We start from the raw sequence: 17,665 nt of genomic DNA, 5'->3' as shown, positions 1-17,665 counted from the left end.
GCAGCGCCTCGGTCCGTTCGACATCGTGACAGCGCTCCACCCGGACGCCCCGGCGCAGCAGCCCCGGATAGGTCGCGGCGGTGGAGGCCCAGAGCCAGCGCGGCGGCCCACCCGGCTTCCGGCCGGCGGTTTCCCGGGCGGCGACCGCCGCGCCGACGTCGGCGACCTGCTCGGCGGGGCCGGCGGGCCGGCCGTCCGGATGCAGCGACTGGAGGAACCCCCCGTCGCCGTCCTCGTCCCGGACCACCGCCACCAGCACGCCGACGATTCTGCCCGTCCCGTCCGACATCCCCGCCGGAATCCCGCCGCCATCGACGCACCCAGGCGTGCCGGTGGGTCACCGACCGCCCGGGTCGCGCGGCGCGGCGCAGTCAGCGCCGCTCGGGCTCGCGCTCCGGCGGGCGTCCCCCGTCGGAGCGCAGCCGGGCATGCAGGTGTACGTCGTGCCATCCGTCCGCGTGCAGCATCGCCTGCCGCAGCAGCCCTTCGGTCCGGTAGCCCACCTTGCCGGCCACCCGGCAGGAGGCCCGGTTCCGGGCCGAGTGCAGCAGGACCAACCGCTGGATGCCGAGGGTGTCGAAGGCCCAGCGGGTCAGTGCGGTGACCGCCCGCCCGGCGACGCCCGCGCCCCGGGCGGCGGGCAGCACCCAGTAGGAGATTTCGGCGCTTCCCTCGACCAGGCTGACGTGGCGCAGCCCGACCTGGCCGACCGGCCGGTCCGCGGGCCCGTCGACGAGCGCCCAGCTCGCATCCGTCTCCGCCGCCCAGCGGGCCGGCCACTGGGCCGTCCAGTCCCGGGCCTCGTCGTCGCTGTCCATCCGACGGATGTGCCACCGCTGGATCTCGGGACACCCGAACGCGGCTCGTACGGTCGCGGCGTCGTTCACGCGCCACGGCCGCAGGCGCAGCCCGCCCTCGGCGACGAGGTGGGGCTGGCGGCGGAAGTGCAGCGAGCCGGCGGGCAGCACCGGCGGGACGAGCAGCGGCATCCGTTCATGATGGCCGAGCACCGTCGCCGGCCTGACCGGCGGCCCGGTGTCGGCGCTGTGCAGTTACGGCAAAGGGCAAAGAGAATTCTCTCCTCGCCCTTTCCAAGGTATAGCGCATCGGGGGGCTTGCGGCAAGACCCGGGTCGTGGCGCAGAATCGTCGGCCGAGGCCACAACCTGCGGAAATGGGGTTCCGACGTGCGGGTGTTGTTGTCGACGTACGGGCGACGCGGTGACGTCGAGCCAGTGGGAGGACCGGCGGTGCGGTTGCGGGCGCTCGGGACGGGGGCACCGGTGATTCGACCAACCGGTGCAGAGGGACAGAAGACCGCTGCCTCGGAGGTGTCGCAATGATCAGGCAGTACGTATTGGATCTTCGAGAGGTTGACGAGACGCAGGTCGCCGTCGTCGGCGGCAAGGGGGCGCACCTCGGCGGGCTGTCACGGATCGAGGGCATCCGCGTGCCGGCCGGATTCTGCGTGACGACGGACGCCTTCCGGAGGATCGGGACGGAGGCGCCGTCGATCGACGATCGGCTCGATCAGCTGTCCCGCCTGAAGCCGGACGACCGGGAGGCGATCCGTGCGCTCAGCGCGGAGATCCGCCGGATCATCGAAGGGGTCGCCATCCCGGACGATCTCGCTGCGGCGATCACCCACCCGCTCACCCGGTTCGGTGAGCAAGCCGCCTACGCCGTCCGATCCAGCGCGACGGCAGAGGACCTGCCGACGGCCTCCTTCGCCGGCCAGCAGGACACGTACCTGAACGTCGTGGGACCTGCGGCGATCCTCCGGCACGTCAGCCGGTGTTGGGCCTCGCTGTTCACCGAGCGGGCCGTGACCTACCGCCAGCGCAACGGCATAGACCACCGTACGGTCCAGATGGCCGTGGTGGTGCAGCGGATGGTCCTTCCGCACGCGGCCGGCATCCTGTTCACGGCCGACCCCGTCACGGGCAACCGCAAGGTCGCCACCGTGGACGCCAGCTTCGGTCTCGGCGAGGCCCTGGTGTCCGGCCTGGTGAACCCGGACGTCTTCAAGGTGCGCGACGGCGGGATCGTCGACAAGGCGATCGCCGCCAAACAGCTCGCCGTCCACGCCCTGCCGGCCGGCGGTACGCAGGAGGTGGCGGTCGACCCGCAGCGGCAGGAGCAGCCGGCGCTGACGGATCCGCAGGTCGTGCGCCTCGTGCAGCTCGGACGGCGGATCGAGGCACACTTCGGCCGCCCGCAGGACATCGAATGGTGCCTGGTCGACGATGACTTCCAGATCGTGCAGAGCCGGCCGATCACCACGCTGTTCCCCATCCCCGAAGCCGGCGACGCGGAGAACCACGTCTACGTCTCCGTCGGTCATCAGCAGATGATGACCGACGCCATGAAGCCGCTGGGGGTCTCCATGTGGCAGCTGACGGCCATGGCGCCGATGCACGAGGCCGGCGGAAGACTGTTCGTCGACGTCACCCGGCGCCTGGCCTCGCCGGCGAGCCGCACCGGCCTCCTGGAGCTGGTGGGAAGGGGCGATCCGCTGATCAGGGACGCCCTGGAGACCGTCCTCGACCGCGACTTCGTTCCGACGCTCCCGGAGGCCGGTCCCACCGGGCCGCCGGCCGGCGGCGGACCGGCCCCGATCGAGACCGATCCGGCCATCGTCACCGAGCTGATCGAGCGCAGCCAGGCGTCCATCGCCGCGCTGCGGCGCGACATCGCGACGTTGACCGGACCGGCGCTGTTCGACTTCCTGCTGGCGGCCTTCCAGGAGCACAAGCGGGTCCTCGGTGATCCGTTGAGCATGCAGGCGATCATGGCGGGGATGGAGGCCACCTGGTGGCTCAACGACCAGCTACAGGAATGGCTGGGCGAGAAGAACGCCGCCGACACCCTCACGCTGTCCGCCCCTGGCAACATCACGTCGGAGATGGGGCTGGCGCTGCTCGACGTCGCGGACGTGATCCGTCCGTATCCGGAGGTGGTGGCGTTCCTGCAACGCGTCGAGGACGACGGTTTCCTTGCCGAGCTGCCGAAGCTCGCGGGCGGGACCGAGGCGCGCGACGCCATCGAGGCCTACCTCGACCGGTACGGCGTGCGCTGCGTCGGCGAGATCGACATCACGAGGCCGCGTTGGCGCGAGCGCCCCAGCACGCTGGTGCCCCTGATCCTCGACAACATCAGGCTCTTCGAGCCGGGCGCCGCCGAGCGGCGCTTCGCGCACGGGCGCCAGGAGGCGCGCAGGAAGCAGGAGGACGTGCTGGAACGCCTGCGGGCCCTGCCGGACGGGGAGCAGAAGGCCGACGAGGCCGAGCGGATGATCGACCGGGTCCGGACCTTCATCGGCTACCGGGAGTACCCGAAGTACAGCATCGTCAGCCGCTACTTCGTCTACAAGCAGGCCCTGCTGCGAGAGGCCGAGCGCCTGGTGCGGGCCGATGTGCTCGCCGAGAGGGAGGACATCTTCTACCTCACGTTCCAGGAGCTCCACGACGTCGCGCGCGGCAACCGGCTGGACGACCAGCTCGTCCAGCGGCGCAGGGACGCGTTCCGGTCGTACCAGACGCTCACGCCGCCCCGGGTGCTGACCTCCGATGGCGAGGGCGTCACCGGGGCGTACCGGCGCGGCGACGTGCCGGCCGGGGCCCTGGTCGGCCTCCCGGTTTCCGCCGGGACCGTCGAGGGCAGGGCCCGCGTCATCCTCGACATGACGGAGGCCGATCTCGAGGCGGGCGACATCCTGGTCACGGCCTACACCGACCCCAGCTGGTCGCCGCTGTTCGTCGGGATCACGGCCCTGGTGACGGAGGTGGGCGGACTGATGACCCATGGCGCGGTGATCGCCCGGGAGTACGGACTGCCGGCCGTCGTGGGCGTGGAGCGGGCCACCCGGCTGATCCGGGACGGGCAGCGGATCCGCGTGCACGGCACCGACGGGTACGTCGAGATCCTGCCCTGACCGAGCGCACCGGGGTGGAAGTGCGCGAGTCGGGGAAACGTACCCGCAGGCCAGCGACCGGCCCCGATCTCCTCGTGAGAGATCGGGGCCGGTCTGGTAGGGCGGTCCGGCCGGTGGCCGGTGGCCGGTCCCCTGGGGTGCCCGCAGCGGTCCGGCCGGCCGAGGACTACTTAAGCGCGCCGGCGGTCAGGCCGCCCTGGATCTGCCGCTGGAAGATCGCGTAAATGATGATCATCGGCAGGATGGCCATGGTCAGCGCCGCGAACAGGCCGGCCCAGTCCGCCTGGTAGCCGGCGTTGACCGAGATCTCGGCGATGCCCTGGGTGAGCACCCACTTGTCCTTGTCGGGGAGCAGCACCAGCGGAAGCTGGTACTGCGACCACTGGCCGATGATGTTGAAGATCGCGACGCTGATCAGGCCGGGCTTGGCCATCGGCAGCATCACCTGGAAGAACAACCGGGTGTGCGAGCAGCCGTCGATCATGCCGGCCTCGGCCACCGAGGTCGGCAGGGTCTTGAAGAACGCGGCCAGGAAGAAGACCGTGAACGGCAGCGAGTAGGCGATGTACACCAGCACCAGCCCGATGTGCGTGTCGAGCAGCCCCAGGTTCTTCACCACGAAGAAGAGCGGCACCAGCGCCAGGAACACCGGGAAAGCCAACCCGGAGACGAACATGTAGTAGATGAGCCGGTTACCCACGAACTTGTAGCGGGCCAATACGTAGGCGGCCATCGAGCCCAGCAGCATGGTGCCGAAGACACCACCGGCCACCACGAGCACGCTGTTGATGAAGTACCTGCCGACCCGGGCCTCGGTCCAGGCCCGGCCCCAGTTCTCCCAGCGCAACTCGGCCGGCAGGGTCCAGGGGCTGCTGAAGATCTCGGTGGTGTTCTTGAACGAGGCCAGGAAGGTCCAGAGGACCGGGACGATGACGATCACCGCCCACGCCAGCAGGGCCACGTGTCCGAGCCGGGAGAACAGCCGTACCTCGGATTTGATCCGCCGATCCCGGCCCTTGCCGGCTGCGGCGGTCAGCTTCCGGGTCGTCCCCGGGCCGGGTGTCGGGCGGTCGGTCTTCGTCGTCATTTCCGGTCCCATCTCAGTACTCGACGCTCTCCCGCTTGGACACCCGCAGCGTCAGCGCCGCGAACGTGATGGTCAGGAAGAACAGCGCCACACCCATCGCCGAGGCGTACCCGTACCGGCTGTAGACGAAGGCGTTGCGGTAGATCTCCACCGCCAGCACCGTGGTGGCGCCGTCCGGGCCACCGCTGTCGACGGAGAGCACCGCGACGATGGCGAAGCAGTCGAACGCCGCGATGCCCAGGTAGACCCAGGCCACCTGGAGGGTGTCCCAGAGCAGCGGCAGGGTCACCCGGAAGAAGAGGACGACGCGGCTGGCACCGTCCATCTCGGCGGCCTCGTAGATCTCGGTCGGGATCGACGCCATCCCGGCCGAGAAGAGCACCACGTAGAAGCCGACCGCCTGCCAGACCAGCACGCCGATGATCGACCACAGGGCGAGGTTGGGTCTGATCAGGAAGAAGACCGGATCGAGCCCGAGCTTCATCAACACGCCGTTGATCAGGCCGGACTCGTTCGGCCGGTAGACCATCTGGAACAGCACCGCGATGATCGCCACCGCGAGGACCTGGGGAAAGAAGAACACCACCCGGTAGAACCCGGATCCCCGAACCCCGACCCGCTCGCCGCCGCGGCTGCCACCACCGACGTTCAGCATGAACGCGAAGTACAGCGCGATGGCGATGGTGATCAGCGGCAGGGCAAGCAGCAGTATCCCGTGGTGCTGGACCGCCTTCCAGAAGGCCTCGTCCTCGAACAGCCTCCGGAAGTTGTCGAAACCGACCCACTTCGGCGTGCCGACGCCCCGCCAACTCGTCATCGCGAGCTGGAACGCCTGGGCGTACGGCGCGATCACGAAGACCGAGTACAGCAGTACCGGCAACGCCAGGAAGCCGATCACGAACGGGTACTTGCCCTGCCGCATGATCACTCCGCTCCGGTCAGCGCTTGAACTTGGCGACGCTGCTGTCGCTCTTGATGGCGTCCGCGCGCTTCTGAATCCGCTCGGCCCACTGCTCGGCCGAGGCGCGACCGAACATCAGCTCGTTGGTCGCGGTCCGGGCCTCAGTGTCCAGCTCCTTGTACCAGTTGTCGAACATCATGTTGAACACGTTCGCACCGGCGGCCTTCAGCGCGGCCTGCGAACTGGCCACCCCCGGCGGGAACTGGTAGCCCTCGCTGCCGGCCGGCACCACGGTGGCCGCACCGACGGTCTCGGTGAAGCCCCGGGCCCCCGCCTTGGAGAGCATCTGCCGCATGTACTCCATGCCGCCGCGCGGGTTCTTGCTCTTGGCCGAGACGAAGTACCCCTCACCACCGGCGGCCCGGATCGCACCGGCCGGCAGCTTGTCCGAGGCGGTCAGGCTCGGCACCGCCATCAGCTGGTATTCGAAGCCGGCCGGCGTGTCCTTCTTCTGCTCGTTCTCCAGCCAGTCGCCGCTGGGGTAGAAGGCGAGCTTGTTCTGGTTCTGCCGCAGCTGAACGTCGGTGTGCTTGAGCCCCTCGAAGCTCTTGTCACCGTACTTGGCGCCGATCTCCGCCCAGGCCTTGGCCGCCTGGATCACCGGCTCGGCCTTCCACGCGTCGGCCTCGAGGTTGTCGATGTTCTTCAGTACGTCCGGACCGCCGACCTTGGCGGCCTGGGTGAGGATGACGTTCCACTGGTAGTAGGCCGCGTTCGCGCCGGCGTACCCGAACGGGGTGATGCCCTTGGCCTTGATCTTCTCGCAGAGCGCGGTGAACTGCTCCCAGGTGGTGGGGGCGGTCCAGCCGTTGTCCTTGAACAGCTTGCCGGAGTACCAGATGCCGTAGACGGTCGAGACGTAGTACAGGACGTACGGCTTGCGCGAACCGTCGGCGGTGCTGAACATGCCCTGCTCGACGACGCCGGGGATGAGGGTGTCCCGGACCTTCTTGCTCGGGTCGTCGACCGACGGCGCGTCCCAGAGTTCGGTCAGGTCCTGCATCTGGCCGTCGGCGACGAGTGCGCCGAAGTCGAGGAACTTCTCCCCCGAGTTGTTGACGAACTCCGGCGGGTCGCCACCCGCGAACCGCGGCTGGAGCACCGTGGAGACCGCCTGGGTCGCCTGGTGCTTGATCTGGGCCTTGGGGAAGGCCGTCTGGTACAGCTTCTCGTGGACGTCGGTGGCGTACTTCTCGCCGTAGCCGCCGTTGAAGATGATGATCTCCAGCGCGGCGTCTTCCTTGACCCCGAGCGGGTTGGTGGCGCTCTTGGTGCCGGTGTCCTGGTCGGTGTTGCCCTCGTCGTCGCCACCACTGGTGGCGCAGGCGCTGAGCAGCCCGGCGGCCGGAGTGGCCAGCAGTCCGGCGGCGGCGGCCCGGCGCAGCACGGTACGCCGGTTGGCGGCGCCCAGCACGGCCGGCAGGCCCGCTCCGGTGGTGGCCGACGAATCAACGCGGTCCGACGTGTGGTCGGGGCTTGCGGACATCTTCATCTCCTCAGTTGAGAATCGGGTCGGATCAGCCGGACGGGTCCGGATGACCTGGACCTGCCAGCGGTGCGGTAGCTCGTCCCCGCCGGGGACGATCGGGCAGAGGCGGACAGGGGTGCCTCCGACCCGACGTTGAACTCCTCGGACGTGCCGGCCGGTGCCGGCTCGCCCGTCGGTGTCGGGCACCGGTCGGCCGGGCGGGGCCCGCCGGCATGCCGGTCGTCGAAGTTCGATGGAAGGCTCACTGCCGCGCCTCCTTCGCCGCCTTGTGCCCGCCGACGGCCTGGGCCGTCCGCTGGAACGCGGCGTGGGCCCGGTCGTAGGTCCGTTGGGCGACGGCGATGTAGAGCAGGTCGAGCACGACAAGTTGTGGATGCCGTGCGGAGAGTCCGTCCGGCCGGAAGGTGGTCGCCTGGCTGGCGGTGAGCAGGACGATGTCGGCCAGTTCGGCCAGCGGCGAGCGGGCGAAGCCGGTCAGCGCCACCGTGACGGCGCCGTGGCTGCCCGCCTCGGCGAGGGTCTCGATCGTCTCCCGGGTCTGCCCGGTGTGCGAGATGCCCAGGGCCACGTCGCCGCCGCGGAGCAGCGCCGCGCCGGCCAGCCCCTCGTGTACGTCGTTCCAGGCCCACGCCGCGACGCCGATCCGGTGCAGGCTGAACTGCATCTCCTCGCCGACCAGGGCACTGCCGCTGGCGCCGAAGATGTTGACCCGGGCTGCCCCGGCGATCGCCTCGGCGGCCCGTTCCACCTCGCCCAGGTCCAGCAGCGTGGCGGTGTCGTGCATGGCCTGGGTGTCCGCCGCGATGATCTGGCCGAGCACCCGCTCCAGCGGGTCGTTCGGCTGGATCTCCCGTCCGATGTCGACGGTCCAGCCGGCGGTGTGCGCCCGACCCGTCTCGGCGGCGATGCCGAGCCGGAGGTCGGCGTAGCCCTCGAAGCCCATCGCCCGGCAGAACCGGGTGACGGTGGCCGGGGAGGTTCCGCTGCGCTCGGCCAGTTCGACGATGGTCGCCCGGGCGGCGGCGGCCGGATCGCTGAGCACCTGCTCGGCGACGCGCTGCAACGCCCCGGTGAACTCGGTCAGCCGGGCCCGGACCCGGACCAGCACGCTGTCCGCCGGCGAGAGCCCGGCGGCGGCCCGGCGGTCGGGCTCGGCATCGACCACCGCGGTTCCCGCGGTGGTGTCCGCCTTCTGCTCGACCATGGGCACGCCTTTCAAAAAAGGAAGTTAACTGTTAGTGGTAAAAGTTCTTACTAAAGCCCCCTCCTTGTCAAGACGATGGGTGAAGTTTTCAAACTGTTACCTGGCTCGACCACGGCGACGATCGATCGACGCTTGCCCGGGACAGCCGTACCGAGCAGCATGGACCCGACCCGTGAGCGCGCTGGAAGGGCTGGGCGACGATGTCCGACGGCATGGTGGTGGGGCTCGACGTCGGCGGCACCTCGACCCGGGCCACGGTGGTCTCGGTCGCCGGTGAACGGCTGGGCGCGGGGCGGGGTGGCGGCGGCAACCCGACCAGCCACGGCGCCGAACGGGCCGCCGAACAACTCCGGGTGGCCCTGTCCGGCGCCCTCGCCGGGCTCGATCCCGGCCTCGTCCGGGCCGGCACCATCGGGCTGGCCGGCATCGCCCGGCTGCTCGCCGATCCGGCGAGCCGGAACGCCTTCGACCGGATGTGGCACGACATGGGGCTCCGCTGCCCCTACGAGATCGTCGGCGACGCCCTCGTCGCGTACGCCTCGGGAACCGCCGCGCCGGACGGCACGATCCTGATCGCCGGTACCGGGGCGATCGCCGCCGAGGTACGCGGGCTCACCCTGCACCGGGTGGCCGACGGCCACGGCTGGCTGCTCGGCGACGCCGGCAGCGGATTCTGGCTCGGCCGGGAGGCGGTCCGGCACGCCCTCGCCGACCTCGACCGGCACCGCCCGCTCGGCCCGCTCGGCACGCTCGTCCTCACCGAACTGCTCGGCTCCGCGCAGATCGCGGCCCGGCCCCGGGACACCGTGGACGTCCTCATCCAGACGGTGACCCGGCGACCCGCCGTCGAACTGGCCGGACTCGCACCGCTGGTGATCCGGGCCGACCGGGACGGCGACCCGGCCGCCACCGCGATCCTCGCCGAGGCCGCCCGGTTGCTCGCCGCCAACGTGCACCGGATCCGGCCGGCGGACGCCACCACGCCGATCGTGCTCGGCGGCGGCCTGCTCACCGGGGACACCCCGCTGGCCGACGCGGTACGCCCCGCGCTGGCCGGGCGGTGGCCGACGGCACCACTGACCGGCGCCGGTGACGGCGCCTCCGCCGCCGCCTGGCTGGCCGCCTGTACCCTGCCCGAGGTGACCGACCCGACCGACCTGCACCGCCGGCTGATCGGCCCGGCCCCGGGCCGGTGACGCCGCCCGGCCGGCAATGGAGGCGGGCGCCTTCGGTCCCCGGGCCGTCGGCGGCGCTATTTCAGCTGACCGGCGGTCAGGCCGGTCTGGATCTGGCGCTGGAAGACGACGTACACCGCGAGCACCGGCAGCATCGCCAGGGTGAGCCCGGCGAACAGTCCACTGAAGTCGCCCTGGTAGCCCTGGCTGACCGCCAACGCCGTCAGGCCCTGGGCGAGCACCCACTTCGACCTGTCCTCCTGCATCAGCACCTGGGGCAGGATGAACTGGTTCCACTGACTGAGGAAGTTGAAGATCGCCACGCTGATCAATCCCGGTCGGGCCATCGGCAGCATCACCCGGAAGAAGAGCCGGAACGGGCCACAGCCGTCGATCAGCGCCGCCTCGGCGACGGCCGTCGGCAGGGTACGGAAGAACGCGGTCAGGAAGAAGACCGTGAACGGCAGCGAGTACGCGGCGTAGACCAGGATCAGCCCGGTCCAGGTCTGGAGCAGACCGAGGCTGCCCACCACGCCGTACAGCGGGACCAGGGCGAGGAAGACCGGGAACATCATGCCCCCGATGAACAGGTAGTAGAAGAACCGCCGGAACGGGAACTCGTACCGGGCGAAGACGTACGCGGCGGTGGCGCCGAACAGCATCGTCAGGGCCAGCGAGCCGGCCACCACGATCCCGCTGTTCAGGAAGTACCGGCCGATCTGGGCCTCGGTCCAGGCCCGCGCCCAGTTCTCGAAGCGCAGCGCACCGGGCAGGCCCCACGGGTCGCTGAGGATCTCCATGTCGCTCTTGAACGAGCTGACGAACATCCAGACCAGCGGCAGCGTGGTCAGCAGCGCCCAGATCAGCAGGAAGCCGTGGGAGAAGACGTTCACCACGCCCACCTCGCGGCGGGGTGCCCGGTCGCCGGTCCGGGACCGGCCGTCGCCGTCGGCGGCGGGCGGGGCCGACGCGGGGGTGTCGACGGTCGTCATGAGTACTCGATTCGGTCCCGGCGGGTGACGCGCAGCGCCAGCACCGCCACCGACAGGGTCAGGAAGAACATCACCACGCCGATCGCCGAGGCGTACCCGAACTTGCTCTCGCTGACGAAGGCCGTGTTGTACATCCGCAGGCCGATCACGTCCGAGGAGTGGTTGGGGCCGCCGTCGGTCATCTGCTGGATCAGGATGAACCCGTCCAGCGCGGCGATGGCCAGGTAGATCCAGGCGACCTGCACGGTGTCCCAGAGCAGCGGGATGGTGACCTTGGTCAGGGTGGTCCACCGGGAGGCGCCGTCGAGCATCACCGCCTCGTAGATGTCCCGCGGGATGGCCGCCATGGCCGCACCGAAGAGCACCACGTAGAAGCCGACGTTGCTCCAGACCATCACCGCCAGCACCGCCCAGAACGCGGTACGTGGATCGCCGAGCCAGGTCGGCGCGGGCAGCCCGAGCCCGCGCAGCGTCCCGTTGAGCAGCCCGTTGTTGGGGTGGTAGACCTCCTTCCAGAGCAGCGCGATGATCACCACGGAGAGCACCTGCGGAAAGAAGTAGACCAGCCGGTACGCCGCCGAGCCGCGTACCCCGACCACCCCGGCCGCGCCGCGCCGGCCACCCATGTTGAGCATGCTGGCGAAGAAGAGGCCCAGCCCGATGGTGAGGATCGGCAGCAACAGCAGCAGGATCGCGTTGTTGCGGACCGCCTTCCACAGGGCACTGTCGCGCAGCAACGTCTCGAAGTTCGCCAGGCCCACGAAGTCGTAGCTGCGCGAGTAGCCCAGCCAGTTGGTGGTGGAGATCGGGAACGCCTGGAGGTACGGCCAGATCACGAACATGCCGTACAGCAGCAGCGGCGGCAACAGGAAGGTGATGATCAGCGGGTACTTGCCATGTTTCACGAGAACGACATCCTGCCCACTCGACGCGGGAAGACCTGTCCCCGCGACAACCGCGTCGCGGGGGCCGGCCGTTCCTGACCGACCCCCACCCCACGGAACCCGACTATGAGCGCTTGTACTTCTTGATGCTGCTGTCCCCGGCGATCTGGTCGGCGCCCTTCTGGCACTGGTCCAGGAACTCCGCCGGGGTGGTCCGGCCGCTGAAGAACTCGCCGCAGGCCGCGTCGACCAGCTCGCGCTCCAGCTTCCGGTAGAAGTTGTTGTACACCCAGTTGAACCCGTTGCTGCCGGAGGCGTCCAGTGCCTTGACCACGGTGTTCAGCCCGAACGGCAGGTCGATCCCCTGGGTCGAGCCGGCCACCGCGGTCAGGCTGGAGACCTTCCGGGTGAAGTCCTGGGCGCCCTTCATCGAGAGCATGGTGCGGAAGTACTCCAACCCGCCGATCCGGTTCTTGGCCTTGGCGGGCACCATGAACGGCTCGCCGGCGGTGCCCCGGATCGCCTCGAACGGCAGCTTGTCGCCCGGGCCGAGGCTGGGCGTCGGTGCGACGGACATGTTGAACCCGGCCGGGGTTACCTTCTTCTGCTCGCTCTCCAACCAGGAGCCGCAGGAGATGAAGGCCGCGTTGCCCCGGCACCACTCGGTCTGCGACTGCACGTGGTCGAGGCCGGGGGTGCCGGGCAGGATGTAGCCGTCCTTGACGATCTGGTACCAGGCGTCGGCCGACGCCTTCATGGCGTCCGACTTCCAGGCGTTCGGCTCCAGGTTGTCGATCGCCTTCGCCACGTCCATGCCGCCGAACTTGATCGCCGTCGAGATCACCGGCCAGCTCATGTAGCGGGGGTGCTTGCCGGCGTACGTCCAGGGCGCCGTCCCGGAGGCCTTGATCTTCTTGCACAGCGCGATGTGGTCGTCCCAGGTCTTCGGGTACTCCCAGCCCTTGTCGTTGAAGAGCTTGGTGGAGTACCAGATGCCGTACGCCGTGTACGCGTAGTTCAGCACCATGAACTTGCCGTCGTACGAGCCGACGTCGACGACGCCGGGCAGCAGGGTGTCCCGGACGGTCTTCCCCGGGATGTCGAGGCTGGGGGCGTCGAGCAGTTCGCTGAGGTCGGCGATGGCGTTCTGCGAGACGAGTCCGTTGAAGTCGATCTGGCCGGCGCCGGAGTTGTTCACCACGTCCGGCGGGTTGCCGTCGACGAAGCGGGGTTGCAGGGTCTTGTTGATTTCCTGCGTCGCCGAGTGCTTGATCGTGGCCTTTGGATATTTCGCGGTGTACATCGCCTCGTGAGCCTTGGCATAATCCTCACCAAAACCACCGTTGAAGATGACGACCTCGAGCGGCGCGTCCTCCTTGACGCCGAGCGGGTTCTCGGCGGTCTTCGTGCCCACGGCGCCGCCGTCGCCGCCGCTGTCGTCGTCGCCACCGCCGAGAGCACAACCGGTCAATAGGCCGCCGGCGGGGACGGCCAGCAGGCTGGCCGCCGCCGTACGACGCAGGATGTCACGCCTGTTCATAGCTTCTCCTCGGATCCGGTCCAGGTAGACGCCGCGGCCGCACTCGTCGACCGATGGTGCTGGTTTCACCCAACTGGTGCTTGTCTTCAATTCACGCTAAGTTACTGAAGGATTCTTACGGAAGTGGGTGCTGGCAGCAAGCCCCGAGGGCCGAACCGTTACGCACCGGCAATCCACCCGGGCCGGTTGTCGCATAGTGCGCCGGTGTCCCGGCGAAGTCGATAGCCTGGCCACATGCGCCGGCTGCGGGAGATCGCCGGCCGGACGCCCGCCCAGCGGGAGCGCTACGTCGACCTGCTCCGCGCGGTGGCGATCACCATGGTGGTGCTCGGACACTGGCTGATCGCCGTCATCGACCACGACGACCACGGAGGGTTACGCGGCCGCTCCGCCCTGGAGGAACTCGTCTCGGCCCGGCCCGGCACCTGGCTGTTCCAGGTCATGCCGCTGTTCTTCCTGGTCGGCGGGTACGCCAACGCCGCGTCGCTGGACTCGCACCGCCGCCGCGGCGGCGACGCGGGCGAGTGGCTGCGCGACCGGAGCGGACGACTGCTCCGCCCCACCACCGTGCTGCTGGTCCTGCTGGCCGCCGCCGCCCTGCTGGCCCGGCTGCTCGGGGCGGGACCGACCCAGGTCCGCAACGTCGTCTGGTACGCCACCGTCCCGCTCTGGTTCCTCTCCGCGTACCTCTTCGTCGTGCTGCTGGCCCCGATCATGTACGCGCTGCACCGACGCTTCGGCCTCGCCGTACCGGCCGTGCTGCTGGTGCTGATCGTTCTCGGGGACCTCGGCCGACTGCTCGGCCCGGAGCGGCTGTCGTACGGGAACTACCTGTTCGGCTGGCTGGCCATGCACCAGGTGGGGTTCGCCTGGCGGACCGGGGACCTGCCGATCCGCCCCCGGGTGGGTGTACCGCTGCTGGTGGTCGGCCTGGCCGCGCTACCGCTGCTCACGGTGCTCGGCCCGTACCCGACCAGCATGATCAACCAACCGGGTGAGCGGATTCAGAACATGTCGCCACCGAGCCTGGCCCTGCTCGCCCTGGCCACCGCCCAACTCGGGCTGATCATGCTGTGCCGCGCCCCGGCCGAACGCTGGCTGCGCCGGCCCGGCCCCTGGGCGGCGGTCGTCGGGATGAACGCGGTGGTGCTGACCGTCTTCCTCTGGCACCTCACCGCAGTGGTCCTGCTGGCCGGCGCGCTGGACGCGCTCGGCGTACTGCCGACCCCGCAGGTGGGAAGCACCGCCTGGTGGCTCTGGCGTATCCCCTGGCTGCTCCTGCTGGCCGTGATGCTGGCGGTGCTGGTCGCCGCCTTCGGCCGGATCGAACTGCGCGGCTCCCGCCGGCCCGCCGTACGCCCACGCTGGCTGCCCGCCCCGCTCTGCCGCGGGCTGGACCGCCCGCTGGCCCGGCTGCTGCTGCTGGTGCTCGGGTTCGCGGCGACCGTCGCCGGCCTGTTCAGCAACAACGTCGCCCCGAAGAGCGGCGAGTACCTGTTCGGCCTGCCCACCGGGGCGCTGGTCGCGTACCTGTGCGGGGCGGCCCTGCTCCGGCTGCTCCGCTCGGTTCCGGCCGAGGGAGCAGCCTGATCCGGCCAAGGGAGCAGCCTGATCCGGCCGACGTCGGTCCGGAGCCGGAGACTGACCTGCCGTCAACCCGGGCGGACTACTATTGCCTGTGCCCAACGGACAACTCCGGCGGATGGACGCCTTCGCCTTCCCGTCCCACTCGTTCGACCCGGCCACCGGCAGGGCGGCCCTGGACTACGCGCTGACCGGCCCCGACGGTGAGCTGCGGTTCACCGAGGTGATCACCTTTCCCCGGCCGGAGACGCCGCCGTCACCCCGCACCCTCGACGCCTTCGGACGGGTGCTGGAACTGCTGCACCTGGTCGCCGGGGTCAGCTACTACAAGGCCGCCGCACCGCCCCGGCTGATCCTGCCGGCGCCGCTGGGCGAGGCCGCCACCGCCCTTGTCACGGCCGTCTACACCAAGGGCCTCGCCGAGTACGCGTACCGCAACGACCTGCCGCACGTGCTGGAACTGACGCCCACGCCACCGCCCGGGAAGGTTCCCGAGCCGACCGTCCTGGACAACTCCGACCGGCGGCCGCTGTCGACGGTGGGTGGCGGCAAGGACTCGATCGTCAGCCTGGAGGCGCTGCGCCGGGGTGGCTTCGATCCGGTGCCGTTCTCGGTCAACCCCAACCACATCATCGTGTCGGTCAACGAGGCGTCCGGGCTGGCCCCGCTGGCGGCCCGCCGCCGGCTCGACCCGACGCTCATGGAACTGAACGCGGCCGGGGCGCGCAACGGGCACATTCCGGTCACCGCGATCAACTCGCTGATCGCCGTGGCCACCGCCGTGCTGCACGGGCTCGGTCCCGTGGTGATGTCGAACGAGCGCTCCGCCTCCGACCCGAATCTGATCTGGAACGGTCACGAGGTCAACCACCAGTGGTCGAAGGGGGTCGAGGCCGAGGGACTGCTCCGCGCGGCGCTGGCCGGGCACGCGGGCCTGACCGAGCCGTACTTCTCGCTGCTGCGCCCGCTCTCCGAGTTGCACATCGCCCGGCTGTTCGCCCAGTTCGCCCGGTACGACGACGTGGTGACGAGCTGCAACGCGGCGTTCAAGTTGCACGACCCCAGTGCCCGCTGGTGCGGGAAGTGCCCCAAGTGCCAGTTCATCTTCCTCGCGCTGGCCCCGTTCATGCCCCGGACCCGGCTGGTGCACATCTTCGGCACCGACCTGCTCGCCGACCCGGCCCAGGCGCCGGGCTACCTCGAACTGCTCGGCATCGACGCGCACAAGCCGTTCGAGTGCGTCGGTGAGGTGGCGGAGTCGGTGGTGGCGCTCGGTCTGGTCGCCGAGCACCCGGACTGGCAGGACGCGGCCGTGGTCAGGACCCTGCTCGCGGCCATTCCGTCCGAGGCGTGGACGGCCGCGAACGCCACCGACGTGTTCACCCCGTCCGGCCCGCACTTCGTGCCGCCGACGTACGCCAAGGCGCTGACCGCGATCTCCTGAGCCGGGAGGAGGCCGGCCTCCTCCCGCCGGGACGCCACGCCGGGTCCTCCGGACGGACGCCCGGTCCACCAACGTCACCTACCGTCACAACGCAGACACGCCCCCCGCCGCGGTCCTCGGAGCAGAGGCGGTTCAGAAGCTGCTGACCAGTTTTACGAACGCCTCGTCGATCATGGCGGGGTCGGTGGCGTCGAACGCCTTGCCCGACGACACCTTGGCGATCCGGTCCAGCGTGGCGAAGTCCGACTCCCGGTCGAAGGCGATGCAGAAGACCTTGACCGGACGCTTCGGGTCCACGGCGACGTCGGCGAGCAGCCGCGCCAGGTTGTTGTCCCGGCTGTACTCGTTCTTGCCGTCGGTCAGCACGACGACGGCGTTGATCCGTGTCGGGTCGTACCGTTCGAGCATGTGACGGTGGGCGTTCCGGACCGTGGTGTAGAGCGCGGTGCCCCCCTCGACGTGCAGGTCGGCGATCCGGCTGTTGATCCGCTTCCTGTCGAATGCGCCGAGCCGGACCTCCTCCCGGTACGGGCCGTCGGACCGCTTCGTCTCCGAGGAGAACGACCAGAGTCCGACCCGGTCCTCCGCGTTGAGCAGCGCAAGCCCCTTGGCCGCCGCCGCCGAGGCGACCTGGAAGCGGGTACGCTCGCCGACCGCCGCCTCCATCGACCCGGAGGTGTCCAGCGCGATCAGGATGTTGGCCTTCTTGCGCAGCGTGCTCCAGCCGTCCAGCATCGCCTCGACCACCGTCGGATCCGGCGGCTCGAAGTAGGTCAGCCCGCCGGTCGGCTCGGCGCCGACGCTGGCGAGCAACCCCGCCGCAGCTCGGCGTTCGTGGTCCCGGAAGCCGAGGCGGGCGAAGCTCTCCTGCTGGGTGTCCTCGGTCAGGAAGGCCAGGAAGTCGGCCGCCGCCGCGCGCTGCTCCTCGTCGGCGGAGGGAAGCACCACGAACGGGTGGTCCAGGTTGAAGGTGCCCTCCTTCGGGTAGACGGCGACGAGCGGGACGTTCGGCCGGCGGCCCCGCTCCTCGCCCTGCTGCCTCGGGCTCAGCTCCCCCTCGTTGTAGAGGTGGACCAGCTCCTCCTGCATGACGATGGCGCTCATGTCGTCCGTGCTGACACCACCACCGACGAGATCGGCCTCGGCGAGGTTGCGCAGCAGGTCCACCACGTCGTCGCTGTAGTGCGACACGTTCGCCTCGATCTGCCGGACGAACCCGGTCACCCCCGGGTCGGCCAGGTCGGCACGGGTCAGGTCGCTGGACCGGTTCACCGCCGCGTAGTAGGTGGCTATGGTCGCCGCCAGCCCGGAGGTGGAGAGGTTCGGGTTGTCCTTGCCGAAGGTGAAGCGGCCCCACTCGGGCCTGCCGAAG

Annotated in this window: 13 protein-coding genes and 1 pseudogene; 4 read left to right on the top strand and 10 right to left on the bottom strand. The window is 69.9% G+C overall.

What is annotated here, in order from left to right:
* A pseudogene (locus tag I0C86_RS13455) lies at window positions 1-289 on the bottom strand (bifunctional 3'-5' exonuclease/DNA polymerase); the annotation flags it as partial.
* 82 nt (window positions 290-371) lie between these two features.
* Window positions 372-989 carry a GNAT family N-acetyltransferase gene (locus I0C86_RS13450; RefSeq protein ID WP_196201582.1) on the bottom strand — a complete coding sequence of 206 codons (618 nt, stop codon included), beginning with the start codon at window positions 987-989 and terminating at the stop codon, window positions 372-374.
* Between the two features lie 349 nt (window positions 990-1,338).
* Between I0C86_RS13450 and rph the strand changes: the two genes are divergently transcribed.
* On the top strand, window positions 1,339-3,933 hold the full coding sequence (rph, locus tag I0C86_RS13445; RefSeq protein ID WP_196201581.1) for a rifamycin-inactivating phosphotransferase: 2,595 nt from the start codon (window positions 1,339-1,341) through the stop codon (window positions 3,931-3,933).
* Between the two features lie 166 nt (window positions 3,934-4,099).
* Here rph and I0C86_RS13440 read toward each other — a convergent pair whose 3' ends face one another.
* The 4 genes from I0C86_RS13440 to I0C86_RS13425 form a co-directional block, all read right to left on the bottom strand.
* Window positions 4,100-5,020, bottom strand: a complete 921-nt coding sequence (locus tag I0C86_RS13440) for a carbohydrate ABC transporter permease (RefSeq protein ID WP_196201580.1) — start codon at window positions 5,018-5,020, stop codon at window positions 4,100-4,102.
* A gap of 13 nt (window positions 5,021-5,033) precedes the next feature.
* Window positions 5,034-5,942, bottom strand: a complete 909-nt coding sequence (locus I0C86_RS13435) for a carbohydrate ABC transporter permease (protein ID WP_196201579.1) — start codon at window positions 5,940-5,942, stop codon at window positions 5,034-5,036.
* Between the two features lie 16 nt (window positions 5,943-5,958).
* Window positions 5,959-7,467 (bottom strand): N-acetylglucosamine/diacetylchitobiose ABC transporter substrate-binding protein, encoded by a 1,509-nt coding sequence (gene ngcE, locus I0C86_RS13430; protein ID WP_196201578.1) that lies wholly within the window; start codon window positions 7,465-7,467, stop codon window positions 5,959-5,961.
* Between the two features lie 244 nt (window positions 7,468-7,711).
* Window positions 7,712-8,674 carry a MurR/RpiR family transcriptional regulator gene (locus tag I0C86_RS13425; protein WP_196201577.1) on the bottom strand — a complete coding sequence of 321 codons (963 nt, stop codon included), beginning with the start codon at window positions 8,672-8,674 and terminating at the stop codon, window positions 7,712-7,714.
* Window positions 8,675-8,874: 200 nt separating this feature from the next.
* Here I0C86_RS13425 and I0C86_RS13420 point away from each other — a divergent pair, with 200 nt between their 5' ends.
* A complete protein-coding gene (locus tag I0C86_RS13420) occupies window positions 8,875-9,870 on the top strand; it encodes an N-acetylglucosamine kinase (RefSeq protein ID WP_196201576.1) in 996 nt (331 codons plus the stop codon).
* Between the two features lie 56 nt (window positions 9,871-9,926).
* Here the strand turns inward: I0C86_RS13420 and I0C86_RS13415 are convergent, their stop codons facing one another.
* The 3 genes from I0C86_RS13415 to ngcE (I0C86_RS13405) form a co-directional block, all read right to left on the bottom strand.
* Window positions 9,927-10,841: a carbohydrate ABC transporter permease gene (locus tag I0C86_RS13415; RefSeq protein WP_196201575.1), complete on the bottom strand. Its 915-nt coding sequence runs from the start codon at window positions 10,839-10,841 to the stop codon at window positions 9,927-9,929.
* Complete coding sequence (locus tag I0C86_RS13410; protein ID WP_196201574.1) at window positions 10,838-11,746, bottom strand: carbohydrate ABC transporter permease; 909 nt, start codon at window positions 11,744-11,746, stop codon at window positions 10,838-10,840. Before I0C86_RS13410 ends, I0C86_RS13415 begins: the two co-directional genes overlap by 4 nt.
* 103 nt (window positions 11,747-11,849) lie before the next feature.
* Entirely contained in the window at window positions 11,850-13,265 is a 1,416-nt protein-coding gene (gene ngcE / locus I0C86_RS13405) for an N-acetylglucosamine/diacetylchitobiose ABC transporter substrate-binding protein (protein ID WP_196201573.1), read from the bottom strand.
* A 234-nt stretch (window positions 13,266-13,499) separates the two neighbouring features.
* On the opposite strand from ngcE (I0C86_RS13405), the gene I0C86_RS13400 reads away from it, so the two are divergent.
* Both I0C86_RS13400 and I0C86_RS13395 read left to right on the top strand, forming a co-directional pair.
* Complete coding sequence (locus I0C86_RS13400; RefSeq protein WP_196201572.1) at window positions 13,500-14,855, top strand: acyltransferase family protein; 1,356 nt, start codon at window positions 13,500-13,502, stop codon at window positions 14,853-14,855.
* Between the two features lie 88 nt (window positions 14,856-14,943).
* On the top strand, window positions 14,944-16,293 hold the full coding sequence (locus I0C86_RS13395; RefSeq protein ID WP_196201583.1) for a hypothetical protein: 1,350 nt from the start codon (window positions 14,944-14,946) through the stop codon (window positions 16,291-16,293).
* Window positions 16,294-16,425: 132 nt separating this feature from the next.
* Here the strand turns inward: I0C86_RS13395 and I0C86_RS13390 are convergent.
* A partial coding sequence (locus I0C86_RS13390) for a vWA domain-containing protein (RefSeq protein ID WP_196201571.1) occupies window positions 16,426-17,665 on the bottom strand: 1,240 nt, incomplete at its 5' end.

Source organism: Plantactinospora alkalitolerans (assembly GCF_015690345.1).
In the GTDB taxonomy this organism is placed as follows: Bacteria; Actinomycetota; Actinomycetes; order Mycobacteriales; family Micromonosporaceae; genus Plantactinospora; species Plantactinospora alkalitolerans.
Note: the sequence above shows the minus strand (reverse complement) of the source record. Positions and strands in the feature narration are given on the sequence as shown.